This window comes from Hymenobacter sublimis, from assembly GCF_023101345.1.
Taxonomy (GTDB): domain Bacteria; phylum Bacteroidota; class Bacteroidia; order Cytophagales; family Hymenobacteraceae; genus Hymenobacter; species Hymenobacter sublimis.
On sequence record NZ_CP095848.1, the window covers coordinates 3709506 to 3724017 of the forward strand.

At 58.0% G+C, this 14512-nt stretch carries 8 protein-coding genes, 1 pseudogene and 1 riboswitch; of the genes and pseudogenes, 4 read left to right on the forward strand and 5 right to left on the reverse strand.

Features of this window, described 5'->3' with window-relative positions:
- The first annotated feature begins 28 nt into the window (after positions 1-28).
- A complete protein-coding gene (locus MWH26_RS15555; RefSeq protein ID WP_247974995.1) occupies positions 29-1018 on the forward strand; it encodes an SRPBCC family protein in 990 nt (329 codons plus the stop codon).
- Between the two features lie 70 nt (positions 1019-1088).
- Here the strand turns inward: MWH26_RS15555 and MWH26_RS15560 are convergent, their stop codons facing one another.
- Both MWH26_RS15560 and dxs read right to left on the reverse strand, forming a co-directional pair.
- The gene (locus tag MWH26_RS15560; protein WP_247974996.1) at positions 1089-1637 is read right to left on the reverse strand and encodes a YceI family protein; all 549 of its coding nucleotides are present in this window, start codon (positions 1635-1637) and stop codon (positions 1089-1091) included.
- Between the two features lie 363 nt (positions 1638-2000).
- Positions 2001-3943 (reverse strand): annotated as a pseudogene (gene dxs / locus MWH26_RS15565) (1-deoxy-D-xylulose-5-phosphate synthase).
- 250 nt (positions 3944-4193) lie between these two features.
- Between dxs and MWH26_RS15570 the strand changes: the two are divergent.
- Entirely contained in the window at positions 4194-5279 is a 1086-nt protein-coding gene (locus MWH26_RS15570; RefSeq protein ID WP_244697555.1) for a lysylphosphatidylglycerol synthase transmembrane domain-containing protein, read from the forward strand.
- Here MWH26_RS15570 and MWH26_RS15575 read toward each other — a convergent pair.
- The 3 genes from MWH26_RS15575 to MWH26_RS15585 form a co-directional block, all read right to left on the reverse strand.
- On the reverse strand, positions 5266-7854 hold the full coding sequence (locus tag MWH26_RS15575) for an erythromycin esterase family protein (protein WP_247974997.1): 2589 nt from the start codon (positions 7852-7854) through the stop codon (positions 5266-5268). The genes MWH26_RS15570 and MWH26_RS15575 overlap by 14 nt on opposite strands.
- 91 nt (positions 7855-7945) lie before the next feature.
- Positions 7946-10804, reverse strand: a complete 2859-nt coding sequence (locus MWH26_RS15580; RefSeq protein ID WP_247974998.1) for a choice-of-anchor Z repeating domain-containing protein — start codon at positions 10802-10804, stop codon at positions 7946-7948.
- 293 nt (positions 10805-11097) lie between these two features.
- Entirely contained in the window at positions 11098-11514 is a 417-nt protein-coding gene (locus MWH26_RS15585; RefSeq protein ID WP_244697565.1) for a lipocalin family protein, read from the reverse strand.
- Between the two features lie 218 nt (positions 11515-11732).
- Between MWH26_RS15585 and MWH26_RS15590 the strand changes: the two genes are divergently transcribed.
- The gene (locus MWH26_RS15590; RefSeq protein WP_244697567.1) at positions 11733-12035 is read left to right on the forward strand and encodes a LysM peptidoglycan-binding domain-containing protein; all 303 of its coding nucleotides are present in this window, start codon (positions 11733-11735) and stop codon (positions 12033-12035) included.
- A gap of 362 nt (positions 12036-12397) precedes the next feature.
- Positions 12398-12509, forward strand: a riboswitch (SAM riboswitch).
- Positions 12510-12885: 376 nt separating this feature from the next.
- Positions 12886-14274, forward strand: coding sequence for an O-acetylhomoserine aminocarboxypropyltransferase/cysteine synthase family protein (locus MWH26_RS15595; RefSeq protein ID WP_247974999.1), 1389 nt, complete (start codon positions 12886-12888; stop codon positions 14272-14274).
- Positions 14275-14512 lie beyond the last annotated feature (238 nt).

The window sequence follows — 14512 nt, forward strand, 5'->3', positions numbered from 1 at the left end:
GGTTCGTTCAGCTCCTCCCCTACCCACTATGGCCATTATCCAACGTCAGTATCTGCACTATGTCATTGCCGCCGCCGCCGACCTGCTCGTTGCCCTACTAGGCCGGTTTGTATTTGCCAGCAACTTGTTCCATAATGCCGGCGGACTGCTGATGCTCTGCTTTCTGCTGCTAATCCCGATGGCGCTGGGCGCCGCTACAGCTCACTTCACCCCAGCCACAGCTACCAAAACCTGGCGTCTGGTAGTGGGTCCGATTGTAACTGTAATGCTATTTCTGACTACGGCGCTGCTGTTTCAGTTGGAAGGCATGATTTGCGGGCTGCTTATCTCGCCACTCTTCCTGCTGACCTCGTGGCTGGGAGCCTTCCTTTATACCACTCTGACCAAAGGCCGCTCCAACGACCAAAATACCTACGTGGTGGCCGGTTTTGCCTTGCTGCCGTTTCTGCTAGCCCCAGCGGAGAGCTTGTTCACTACCCCCGACGACTACCGCCGCGTGACCAATACCATTGTTATTCAAGCTTCTACGGCCGTAGTCTGGCAGCATATTATTCGAGTGCCGCCCATTCAGGCCCAGGATTTAGGTACCAGCCTAGTGGATAATATTGGATTTCCGCGGCCCGTGGAGGCTACCCTCAGCCACGAGGGCATAGGCGGGGTGCGGCGGGCTACCTTCGAGCGAGGCGTTGAGTTCATCGAAACTGTGGATGTATGGGAGCCTCAGCGGCAGCTCTCGTTCAGCATTGTGCCCAACACGGCCACCATTCCGCCCACTACCTTTGATGAGCACGTAACCGTAGGCGGGCGCTTCTTCGATGTGCTGCGCGGCACCTACGAGCTAGAACCCGCCGGCCCCGGCCGTACTCGCCTCATCCTCTACAGCCAGCAGCGCCTGAGTACCCGCCTCAACCCCTACGCCGGCCTCTGGACTGACTTTGTGATGAGCGAGATTCAGCGCCGCATCCTTACGGTTATCCGGCAGCGTTGCGAAACGCAGGCCGTCACTCCGCTTTCATAGCAAAAGAGCCAGCTGCCCATATGGGCGGCTGGCTCTTTTCTTTATTGCAGTAGGTGGCGCTAAACGCTGCTTAGGCTACTACTTCCTGGGCTTGCTTTACCAGCTGCACGCTGGCCGAGAGCTTCACATCGTCGCCGAGGACGATGGAGCCGGCTTCAGTTACAGCGTGGAAAGTCAGGCCAAATTCCTTGCGGTTGATTTTGCCGCTGATTTCAAAACCGGCCTTTTCGTTGCCGTAAAAGTCGGTAGCCACGCCCCCAAATTCCACGTCGAGGGTTACGGGCTTGGTTACGTCCTTGATGGTCATATTACCCGTCAGCTTGTACTCGTCGTCGCCGGTTTTGGTCAGCGAAGTTGAGGTAAAGGTGATTTGAGGATAAGTAGCGGCGTCAAAGAAGTCGTTATTGCGCAGGTGCTCATCGCGCTGCTCCTGGTTGGTGTCGATGCTGTTCACGTCCAGGGCGAAGCTGATCTGTGCATTCTCGAAGCTGTCGTTTTCGGTTACGGCTTGGCCTTCGAACTTCTTGAACGAGCCGGTGACCGTGGAAATAACGAGGTGCTTGATTTTGAACTGTACTTCGGAGTGAGTCGGGTCAATTGCCCAAGTGGTAGTAGCCATGGTAATAAGCGTTGCAGTTAGTTACACTAAAAGACTCGTGAGCGTGTGTGCCGCTGAATCCGGGACAAATGTAGAGACATTTATTTAATTGATGTACATACACGAATAAATATTTTTGTTTTCATATTCAGGCTGGACATACTCAAGCTGCCCATCGACTAGACACAAAGCAGAAAGCCATGCGGAGGCACAGTATAAGCCTCTCACTCGAATCATTGAGGTAGCAGAACAACCTCACGCGCGGTGCTTTGGCTGCGCCTCTGCATGACGTTTTGTATAGGAACTCTTAGTGTTCACAATTTGGAGCACAAAAAGCCCCGCCGGACGAATCCAGCGGGACTTTTCTGTTCTGTTAATATCGGTTTACAGCAGCACCGTTTCTACCGAAGCTTGAGTGGCTACTTTGCCGGCCATTTCGCGCATGGCGGTGGCAATACCGTCGGCGTCGAAGCCACACTCTTTATAGAGTTCGTCCTGGGTGCCGTGCTCCACGATGCGGTCTGGGATGCCGAGGCGGCGTACGGGGAGGGCGTAACCGTGGTCGGCGAGGAACTCCAGCACGGCGGCGCCGAAGCCGCCTTGCAGGCAGCCATCTTCTACGGTTACAATGGCCTGATACTGGCGGGCAATGCGGTGGAGCATTTCCTCATCCAGAGGCTTGCAGAAGCGCATGTCGTAGTGACCGGGGTTGAGGCCTTCGGCGGCGAGCTGCTGGGTAGCCTTCACGGCGTAGTTGCCGATGTGGCCGATGCTGAGCACCGCCACGCCTTCCCCCTCGCGCACCACCCGGCCGGTACCAATGGCGAGCTTCTTCAGGGGCTTGCGCCACTCCGGCATTACGCCTTCGCCGCGGGGGTAGCGGATGCTGAACGGACCCGCGTTTTCGGGCAGGGTGGCAGTGTACATGAGGTTGCGCAGCTCCTCCTCGTTCATGGGCGCGGAAACCACCATGTTGGGGATGCAGCGCATGTAGGCCAGGTCGTAGCAGCCGTGGTGAGTAGGACCATCGGCGCCGGCAAAACCGGCGCGGTCGAGGCAAAAGACTACGTGCAGGTTCTGCAAGGCCACGTCGTGCAGCACCTGGTCGTAGGCGCGCTGCATGAAGGAGGAGTAGATGTTGCAGAACGGTACCAGGCCCTGGGTGGCTAGGCCAGCCGAGAAGGTCACGGCGTGCTGCTCAGCAATGCCCACGTCGAAGGCGCGGTCGGGCATCTGCTTCATCATGATGTTCAGCGAGCAGCCCGAGGGCATGGCCGGCGTCACGCCCATAATCTTGTCGTTTTGCTCGGCTAGCTCCACGATGGTTTCACCAAACACGTCCTGGTACTTGGGCGGCTGGGGCTTCTCGTAGGTTTTCTTGTGAATTTCACCTGTCACCTTATCGAACAGGCCGGGCGCGTGCCACAGGGTCTGGTCCTTTTCGGCCAGGGCATAGCCTTTGCCCTTCACCGTTACGCAGTGCAGGATTTTCGGACCGGGAATGCTCTTCAGGTCGTTGAGGATGGTGGCAAGGTGCTGCACATCGTGGCCATCCACGGGGCCGAAATAACGGAAGTTCAGGGCCTCGAACAGGTTGCTTTGCTTGAGTAAAGTCGCCTTCATGGCCGACTCCACCTTGCGGGCAATCTGCTGGGGGTTGGGGCCGAACTTGCTGAGTTTGCCCAGCACATTCCACAGCTCGTCGCGCACTTTGTTGTAGGTGCGGGAGGTCGTAATATCGGTGAGGTATTCCTTGAGCGCGCCTACGTTAGGGTCGATGCTCATGCAGTTGTCGTTGAGGATAACTAGCAGGTTGGACTTCTCCACGCCGGCGTGGTTCAGAGCCTCGAAGGCCATGCCGGCCGTCATGGCCCCGTCGCCAATCACGGCAATGTGCTGACGATCAAACTCCTTCTTATAGTCAGAAGCCACGGCCATGCCCAGGGCCGCCCCGATGCTAGTGGAGCTGTGCCCTACCCCGAAGGCGTCGTACTCACTTTCGCTGCGCTTCGGAAAGCCCGACATGCCCTTGTAGCGGCGGTTGGTTGGGAACCGGTCGCGGCGGCCGGTGAGGATTTTGTGGCCGTAGGCCTGGTGTCCCACGTCCCACACCAGCTGGTCGTGGGGCGTATTGAAGACGTAGTGCAGGGCCACCGTCAGCTCTACTACCCCAGCGAAGCCCCGAAGTGTCCGCCGTAAATGGAAACCGAATCGATGATGAACTGCCGCAGTTCCTGGCTAACCTGAACCAGTTGGTCCGGGCTGAGCTTCTTGAGGTCGTCGGGCGAATTTATTTCCGCGAGCAGTTCACCGGGTTCAACTAGCATGAGAGCAGGGGCAAAAGAGAAGATAGATAGCTAGGCAACAGGAGTGGAATACGGAAGGTTAAAACACCCTGGGCCGCTCGCTGCGTACAACAGGCGAAGGTACGATTTTTCCCGCCTGTCGGTTGGCAGCCGGACCGTAACAACGTTATAGCAATTCCGATTGTTTGGGGTTGACGGCCAGATTAAACGGGCTTTAACGCCTCGGCCGCGGGCAACTCCTACCTTTGTTTACCCATCCCACCCTAGCCTCATGCCCCAACTCACCGAACCGCAGAACGAGGAACAGCAGCTGCTGGATAAGCTCCGCCCCTCGCGCATTATTCTGCCGGTGCTGATTGGGTTAAGCGTGGTAGGCTTTATGTTCTGGCGCAGCTACCAACCCGGCGACCTGGCCCCGCTGGCCAACGCCAAGCCCGCCTGGCTACTGCTCATGCTGGTAATACTAGTGGCCCGCGACGCCGGCTACGTGTACCGCATCCGCTACCTCACCGAGAAAGTGCTGAGTTGGCGTGCGGCCCTGGATGTCATCATGATCTGGGAGTTTTCCTCGTGTGTGCTGCCCTCGGCAGTGGGCGGCACGGCGGTAGCGCCGGTGTTGCTGCACAAGGAGGGCATTCCGCTGGGCAAATCAGTGGCCTATATTATGGCTACAGCCATGCTCGACAACTTATACTATGTGCTGGCCGTGCCTTTGGTGGTCCTGATTGGGGGCGATGCGCTGTACCCGCATGAGGCTTTGCAGGGTGGTTTGGTGGCTACGCTTCGCATCGGCTTTATTGCCAGCTACGTGTTCGTGACGGTGTACGCCCTGCTGATGCTATACGCCATTTTCATCAATCCGCAGTCGGTGAAGCGGCTGCTGGTGCGGCTGTTTTCACTGCGCGGACTGCGCCGGTTTCGCAATAAGGCCTACAAAATGGGCAACGAACTGGTACTGGCTTCGGCCCAGTTGCGGGGCAACGGCTGGGGCTACTGGCTGCGGGCGGCCCTCAGCACGGCCTTCGTCTGGACGGCCCGCTACCTGGTTATCGGTTGCCTGATTGCGGCTTTCATTGACATTACCTGGCCGGAGTTCTGGCTGATTTTTGGGCGCAACCTTACCTACAAAGTTATCCTGCTGATTGCCATTACGCCCGGCGGCGCGGGCATTGCCGAGGGTGCCTTCCCTACCTTCTTCGGCAAGTTTATTGGCACGCCCACCATGACGAATTTCATGGTGCTGCTGTACCGCATCCTTACCTACTACCTCTACCTAGTGCTGGGCGCTATTTTCCTACCCCGCTGGATTACCCGCATCTTCGGCAAACGCAAGGCGGCCGAGGTTATGGCTTCGTAGGCAGCAACGCGGGCGCGGAGCCGGCCGGAGCTGGGCGCTGGTAGGTTTGCCAGAAGGCCGGGTGGTATTCTGCCCGTTCCAGCTGGTCGATTTCTTTGTCGGCAAGCGCCGGGTCATTCGCCACATCGGGCGCCGCGCCAGGAGCTACTGCGGTGAAGTACACCTCACAAGATTTTTGCGAGTAAAACGGCTTTTTGCCCAGCACCCGACCACTCGTGAGGCTTTGCGCCACGCTACTAGCTACGTAATAGCGGCCGTTCGCAGCCTGCTGGTAGGTGGCTACGTGTGAGGTCCGCTCATCGGCATATACTCGGTTGTAGAGGTGGGCAATTTGGTTGTTGCGGCCGTAGTATTTGTGGGCAACAGCGTTCTGCTTTACCGTATCACCCTGCCAGATGGCCTCGTAGCGCACTACGGCGTAGTCCTGCTGCCGCACGTAAATTTTGCCAGAGTACCCCGCCTGCAGGTAGGTGCCGGTGGTGCGGTGGGTAGCCCGCTTGGCGGCAAAGCGAATGACATACACGGTTTCAGTGCCGCGCTGCTCCACAGTATCCAGCTGCAGAATAAACTTGCCTACCGTGCTGCTTTTAAACAGGGGTGAAATGCGCACCGGATCAGTGGTAGAAGAAAAAAACCCTTGGCCCCCATCAGACCACCCAAAATGTCCTAGTGGCTGCTTTGAGCTAGCCAGCTGGTGCGCCTCCTGAATGCGTTGCTGCTGCCGCACTTCCAGCATCAGGAAGCCGCCGGCATAGTGGCGGTGGCCGGCCGGCTCGAAAATCTGGCTCACGTATTCTACCTCATGGCTCAGGGTATCGAAATTGCTGACGCGGCGGTGGGTGTAGGTCTGGGCGTGGTAGTCGGCTTGCTCGTAGTTAGTTGGAATGGCCGCCAACACTTTCTTCATAATCTTGCGCGGATTCAAAGACTCTCCGCTGACCCGTACCGCGCCTAGCGCGTAGGCGGAGGGCACCAACCGCACGGTGACAGTAGCCGTTTCCGCCGCTACCGTCACCGACTCGTAGCCGACGCTGCTTACCTGCACCGTTTCGTGCCGCCGGGCAGGGAGGGTAAAACGCCCCTGGTCATCGGCGATGGTGCCGGTGCCGCGGCCCGGCAAAGCCACTGTCGCGAAGGGCACGGCCGCTCCTGTTTTGCGGTCTAGCACGGTGCCGCGCATCGTCAGGGCCGCGCCCACTTTCGCCGCGGGGCGGGCGGCGGGATTCAGGCGTTGGGGCTGCGCTGAGGCCATTTCGGCAACGGGAACCGGCGCTTCCGCTGGGGTAGCCTCGAGAGCGACGGGTGCAACTCCGTGCGGCGGAGTTACTGTTTTCAGGTACAGAAAGCCATCCACTACTTCGCTCCACCGCCCAGCTACGGGCTGATACTCAAAAGCGTAGGTAGTGAATTCGCGGCCGGGAGCATCATGCTTTAGACTTACAAAGCTGTATTCCTGGCCCTGGGCCAGCAGCTCTGCTTCCAGACTTCCGGGAGCCGGAGTAGGTACTGGCGTGTGCTTTCCCCAGGGTCCAAACCCATACACGCCGCCCCCGCTTACCGTCCCGAGCACATACATGGCATCGGGGCCCAGAGCCGCTTTTACCATTCGGCCCATGGGGCGGTAGCCTTTCAACTCGACATTATCCAGAACCTCGACTTTGTTGGCCAAATGGGGTAGTGCGCCCCAGCAGATAACCTTTTCCTGCGGGTGCTGGCGCAAATACCACAGCAAGTTATCGGCCATCTGGGCGTCGCGGGGGTTGCTGTCGGCGGCGCTGAATTCGGCTTCGGTTTTGGCTCCCGGGTCGTGGGTAGCATAGGTATGCGCCATAGCTTGGATGCTGCGCAGGTTCTGCAGCCAGAACATGGCCCGCTCGCGGCGCTGAGCGCTTGGGCCAGCGGCTACCTTTTCCAGCAGGCGGCGGGCCTTCCCCACATGCAGATCGAAAATGGCTATCTGATGGCTGGGCGGGAAGGTAAAGATTTCGCCCATGGTACTGAGGCACTCCTCGAGGTAGTCGTAGGCAATGCCATCGGCGCCTTTTTCGGGCTTGAGCAGCGTTTCCAGCTCCTCTAGCATTTCTTCCTGATACTCTCCGCTAAATTGCCCATCGAAGCCCGCCACCCGCAGACGGCCCCGGCCCACTAAGGGCAGCAGCGCCTGAAATTCCTGGGTCCCCATCCAGACGGGAAATATGCTGTTTTCCAGGGCCTCCCGCGCTGAGGTGCCGGCCGCTAGCTGGCGCTGGGCCTTGTCCAACTCGTAAAAGCCGCTTTCAAAAGCTACCGTAGTGAAGCCCAGGCGCTGCTGCAGGAAGCGAATCAGTCGAATTTTAGCTTCCGTTACGTTGCCCTCACCGTGAGTGGGCTCCCCGAGCATTACTACCCGCGCCCCGCCAATTTCCTGCCGCAGAAACTCCAGGTCCTGAAAAGCAGTGTCGGTGGAGCTAACGGTGCGAACGGGGTAGGCGCGTAATCCGGAAGGTAGTACCGCCGGACCTGACTGCGCCCAAGCTTGCGTTATCAGCGAAACATACAACCCCAGGGCCGCTAACCAGCGGAAAGAAATAAGCATAGAACGACGTATAACGCTTGAGAATACTGGTCAAACTTACACATAACGCTCAGCTATATCTGGTATTTTCTATAGAGCTCCCGCCGGCTGCTTACTCCTTGTAAAATTTGCTGCTTTCGGTACCCGCAGCTGTGTCGAGCAGCAGGTAGTACACGCCTGGCAGCAGCAGCTGTACCGGCACACTGTTCACCCCGGCTACCGTCTGGCCCTGGGTTAAAGTTTGCCCCAGCAAGTTCACAATGCGGTAGCGCAGGCTAGAAGCGGGAGCCTGAAAATTTACATGCCCTGAAACCGGGTTAGGATATGTGGTAAGCACCCCGCCGGCACCAGGAGTCACGACGACTACCGGAGAAATATTACTAGTGCCATCAGTATCTACCTGCCGCAGGCGGTAGTACAACGGACCGGCGGGCGGGGCGGCATCAAGCCAGGTGTAGGTGTGCAAAGCGGCGCTGCTGCCCTGCCCTGGCAAGCTGGCTACCGTAACAAACTCCCGCCCAGCAAGGCTGCGCTGAATTTCAAAGCGGGCATTGTTCAGCTCGGTGGCAGTAGTCCAGGCCAGGCGCACACTTTCCCGCCGATGCTCGGCCCGGAAGTGCAGCAGGGTTACGGGCAACGGGTTAGAGGTAGCATCCGCGTTGGTACTGGCTAGCGTGAACAAGCTGAAGGAAGTGAATGGCCCTGAAGTCAGAGTGCCGGTTACCGCTGTGCCGTTGCTGGGGCCGCCCGTATTGCCGCTCCGCCCAATGTTTACCCAGCCATTACCGTCGTTCTTGGCTACGACCAGCGTGCTGGCGGTAGGGTCCGTTACTTGGTCATCGGGCCCAAAGCTCAGGGTAATGGTACCCGCGAAGTTATCGGCGCTGGTGAGGGCGGGCGCGGGGGTTACCGCGAAGTAGCGGGTAGCATTCAGGCGGCGCAGGTCGCCGGTTAGGTCTTTCGTGGCAAAGCCGCCCTCGGTTTGGGTGGCCGTAAACGTAGTGGCCCGACTCAGACTGTTGATGTTTAAGGTTAAAGGCCGGTAGGCGGCACCCTGGGCAGCAATGCGCCCCAGCGGGAAGGTTAGGGTAACGGCACCACTAGCCGGACGAGCCACGGGGCCATTTACAAAGCTGTTATCAGAGCCGCTGGTGGGATTATTAAGTAGCGTCAGCAGGTTTACCGCATCCGTTTGCAGCCGGCCGGCCGTGAGTTGCAGCACGTTGTTTACCGTAACGGGGGTAGCCAGCGTCACGCCCTCGGAGCTGGTGTTGTTGAGTTGCAGGGGTACATCGGCGGCCAGATACGTGCCCGTTGGCGTGCCGCTGGGCACTGCGCCCCAGGCTACCCCGCTAATGCGTTGCGGCCGACTCCCGTTTAGCACCATCCGGACGGTACTGGTCCCGGTGGTTTGGGGAGCAAAGCGAAAAGCACCCTGCACTACTATGTCGCCGGCCACGCGCACTTCGCTCGTGGTAGAGGCAGTCAACACCGCGCCCGGACCGATGATTAGGTTGCCGCGTACGGTCAGGGGGTTAGCTCCACTGCCAGTGAAGTTGGTAAAAGCCTGCCCAATTCGGTTCCGGAAAACGAGGTTGGGGTAGGTCCGGCCCGCAATGGAAGCTGTGTTACTGGGCTGAGTTTTGGGCCGAAACTCCCAGGTTCCGGCTTCCGTGCCCGCCACGGCGGCCAGGTTTTCCAGCAGGCCTACATGCGGCCGGTCGGTGTAGTGGCGGTAGGTGCCGCCATTGTAGAGGTAGAAATTCGGATTATCGCCCGGAATATCAATTCCGCCTCTGTCACTGGTATTCGTTACAACGCCCTTGTTGTAAATGGCCAAGGCAGTTTCAGCAGCGCTGTTACGAGTCAGGCGTAGGGGCACGGTGCTAGTATTCAGGGCTGATATTTCCAGCAGAATAGAGTCGCCGGTGGCCGGGTTTATAGTCAGGGAGCGAACTTCAGCGGTAGGCGTGGTAGCCGGGGCTACGGCCCCGCCGGCATCAAGCACCACGGTGTAGCGGCCCGCAACCTTGTTGTGGTCCAGTAGCACTTCATCGTTGGTGGTGGGCACCGCATCAGCATCCCAGTTAGCCCGGTCAAACCAACTATTTGTGCCGGCGCCCCCATCCCAGCGGACTACGGGCGTAACGACAAAATTGCTGCTCGCGGAGGTGCCGCCGCCCGGACCCGGACTAATCACCGTTACGGGGTAAGTGCCGGCTACCTCCACGTCGGAGGCGGGAATAGCGGCCGTCAGTTGGGTGGCGCTGTGCAAGGTAGTAGGCCGCTCAACGCCATTAAAGCGGATGGTGCTTCCGTTAATAAAGCCGCTACCGGTAACAACCAGGGTGAAGCCATTGCTGCCCGCCGCAATGCTAGCGGGACTGAGGCTCGTCAGAACTGGCGTGGGGTTCAGGGCGGAGGTAGCTTGCACCTGGAAGTTGTCGAGGCGAAAGGTGCCGCTGCCGGAGGTGGCCCCGCTTACCAGCAGCCGCAGCACCAGCGTGTGTTTGTAGTCCAGGTCGCTTACCCCAGACAAATCGAGTGTCCGTTCCGCAAAAGCCAGTTCCGGCACGGCCAGCGTGGTAGGAAAGTTCGTGAAGTTAGTGCCGCCGTCGGTGCTGTAGGCCACCGTAATGGTAGTAGCGCCGGTGCTGGAACGGTAGGGCTGTAGGTACAGCTTGTAACCGTAATAGCTGCTTAAGTTACTACCGCCCAGCGCAAACTGGAAGTACCTGTTATTGGAGCCCGTGGAATTTGCCATCGACAACGCCGGGCCGCTCGGAGCGGCCGTAAAGGCGCCGGCACCCGTAGCCGTACCCGGGCTAGTAGCAAACGCCTCCGTTGAAGAGGCCGCTGCCGTAACGCCCGCCGCCGTAACGGGCGTAAGCGCGTCATACCGAGTACCCGAGTTAAAGTCGAAGCTGACAAGGGTACTGGTTGTCTGACCCTGAGTCAGCAAAGGCAACATCAGCAGAACAGCGCAGATAAGAAACAGATGAACACGCTTCGCGACGGCCATAAACACCATAATTGTATCTGTTGACTGATTAATATTTCTGTTACTTTTTTAAAGTTTAACCAAAGATATATAAGAATATAAGTTACAAGGCACCCGATAGTAATTCATCCGAGAGCTGCCCATAAGAGCACACCGAAAAAGCGGCCAGCCTCAGCATACTGCCAGTACCGAATGGTCATAAAAAAGCCTCTCCGTTGGATACAGAGAGGCTTTTTTGTTGCGAAGCGAAAAGCTACCAGCGCTTATTCTTTTTCAAGGCGCAGCTCAGCGCCCTCGGGGCTACGGAGCGTGAGCTTGTCGTCGGTGAGCGTTACTACATCGAAGGTATTGCTCTGGGCAGCTCCATCAGGCGTCATAGTGATTTTCTTACCGGCCTGGTCAAACTCATACTTGCCATTTACGGCACCAGCAGGAGAGGTCATGTTATACTGCTTGTTGGCAAAGAAGGTGATGCGCTCATCCTCCTGAGCATCCGTCTGCTTTACTTTGTCGCCGCTGGCGCTCAGTTCTTTATCGGTTTTCCAAACTTTGCTTTCGGTGCCATACAGCATGTTCACGCCTTCTACTTTGCCTTCTTTGCTGCCGCAGGAAGCAGTGAAAAGTACCAGTAACATGAGCAGGCTAGCCAGGTAGCGCAAGGGAGCGGAATTAGTTTTCATGGGGCAGGGAGATAAGTTAAAATGAGGGAGAAACACCACCAAGCAGGACACTTGGTATTGCGCCTCTTACGGGGCAATTCCGCAAGATGTTCAGCCTAGAATTATGCGCATGCGCCGGATACAACTTATTGTTGGCCTTGGCGTAAGAGCCAAAACCGACGCCCTTTTCCTGCCCTGCAAGTCGGTCGTTTCTTCCACATTTACTTGCATTTACCACTATGGGACTGTTTGATTTCCTTTCCAACGACGGCGAAAAAAAACCCGTTGCTCCTGCTCCTAAACCTGCCGCTGGCGGCGCCACCGATTTCTTCGGCAACGCTAACCAGCCCGCTGCCCAGCCGGCAGCTGCCCAGGCCGACAAATACACGGTAGTAAGCGGCGATTCGCTTTCTAAAATTGCCAAGAACCACTACGGTGACGCCTCCAAGTGGCATCAGATATACGATGCCAATAAGGCAACCATCGGCGCCAATCCCGACCACATTGAGGTAGGCCAGGTGTTGACTTTACCTAAGATTTAAGCCTAGGCTATATCTAGGAATTATCCTAAAAAGCCACTCGTAAACGAGTGGCTTTTTTTGTGGCCTACCCATGCTTTTTCGTACGAGTATGTTTGCGGTAACGGACAGTCGTATGCCAGATTTTTCCGGCAACGTAGGGAGCTATAGTTCTTGCAACTAGCTCTATGAGATAGAGCAACGGATACATTGCGTTTGAAAATCAGCGGCTTGAATCATCGTATTGGCTTTAGCACCTTCTAAGGGCTGTAGTCAGCCACCGCGGTAAAAAATTTTGCTACCCTATTGCATATATCAAAACCGCTGCTATACCTTTGCAATACCAACTCGGTACTCCCCCGCTCGCGGCGGGGTAGTTTTCATAAGATTTATACAGAAGCGGCGAGAGAACAGGCTCCCTGACCCGCTGGCAACCTTCGACCGCGCGAAAGGTGCCAATTCCTGCCCGATCAGCTTAGCTGGCGGGGCATATAACTCAGGAGTACCATGGAAAACATCCTCGCTTTCGCCCCTTCCTACCCCGCTGCCTTGGTCGCTTTGTTGCGCCCTACTAGGTCGTGGGGTTTCTGTGTTTCGGTAGCTGCTCCAGCTTCCCGGCGAATGCGAATGCGCTGCTGTAGCACGTGTTGTTGCTGTTGCTAGCCCTACTCCCGGCTAGCTAACCCCTTCCTCTTTCTTGGCCTGATTCTGCGGTGACCCACAGTGGCACCCGAGGCCCGCCTGCATCCCATTCAGCTTCAGAAGCATTTTCTGGCTGGTTCCGGTGCGGCCCCCGCTGCGCCTCGTCGTGGCTTTCTCTTCGCGTTTTCGCTCCCTCATTTCCTGTCCAAACGGTCTTTAACCCAGCCTTGCCATGTCCACGCAGAACCTCCACTTCGAGACCCTCCAACTCCACGCCGGCCAGCAGCCCGACCCCGTAACTGGTTCCCGCGCCGTACCGCTCTACCAGACCACCAGCTACGTGTTCAAGAATGCCGAGCACGGCGCCAACCTCTTTGCGCTGAAGGAGTTCGGCAACATCTACACCCGCCTGATGAACCCCACCACCGACGTGTTTGAGCAGCGTGTGGCGGCCCTGGAAGGCGGAGTGGCAGCCCTGGCGGTTTCCTCGGGGCAGGCGGCGCAGTTCATTGCCCTCAACAACATTCTGCAGGCCGGCGACAACTTCGTGAGCACCACGCACTTGTACGGCGGCACTTACAACCAGTTTAAGGTAGCGTTTAAGCGCTTGGGCATTGAGGTGCGCTTCGCCGACGGCGACCAGCCGGAGAAGTTTGAGGCCCTGATAAACGAGAATACCAAGGCCATCTACCTGGAAACCATTGGCAATCCGAGCTTTAGCATCCCGGACTTTGAGCGCATTGCCGCCATTGCCGACAAGCACGATCTGCCCCTCATCGTGGACAATACGTTTGGTGCGGGCGGCTACCTGTTTCGGCCCCTGGAGCACGGCGCCCACATTGTGGTAGAATCGGCGACGAAGTGGATTGGCGGCCACGGTACCAGCATTGGCGGCGTGATTGTGGACGGCGGTACATATGACTTCGGCAACGGCAAGTTTCCGCAGTTCACGGAGCCTTCCGAGGGCTACCACGGGCTGGTGTTCAATGATGTATTCGGAAAAGGCGGGCCGTTTGGCAACATTGCCTTTATCATTCGGGCCCGGGTGGAAGGCCTGCGCGACTTCGGTCCTTCCCAAAGCCCATTCAATGCCTGGCAGCTGATTCAGGGCCTGGAAACGCTGAGCTTGCGCGTAGACCGCACCGTGGAAAACGCCCTGCGCGTGGCTACCTGGCTGGAGCAACACCCGCAGGTAGAAGCCGTGAACTACCCCGGCCTCAAGAGCAGCCCCTACCACGCCCTGGCCCAGAAATACCTGAAGCGCGGCTACGGCGGGGTGCTCACCTTCGCCATCAAAGGCTCTAAGGAAACGGCTACGCAGTTTATTGATAACCTAAAGCTGGTCAGCCACCTAGCCAACGTGGGCGACGCCAAAACGCTCATCATTCAGCCCTCGGCTACTACCCACCAGCAGCTTTCCGAAGAGGAGCAGCGCGCCGCCGGCGTGACGCCTACCCTCCTGCGTCTCTCGGTGGGCATTGAGCATTTTGATGATATCCGGGCCGACCTGGCCCAGGCCTTTGACGCGGTGCGCAATGTAGCCGCTCAGCCCGCTGATGTGGCCGGTAGCACGCTGCTGCCGGAGCCAGAACTCGAACACGCCGCTACGCTGGAAGTCTAGCACTTGAGAGGGGTTGATGTCCGGCGGCAGGTGAGAGAGCCGCCGGGCAGCAGCTTCCAGCCATGCGGTAAGCGGGCCGGCGCCGACGTTTTTTGTGAGAGAGGAACCATCGGAACATACGCCGCCCGCACCTGGCCGGGGCGGAGCCGGGCAAAATCGGCTCCGCCTGCGGGCTAGGATATACTAGCATGAACCCGAATGCCGCGCGAAGTTTCCTTTCGCGCATGGTTAAACGCTC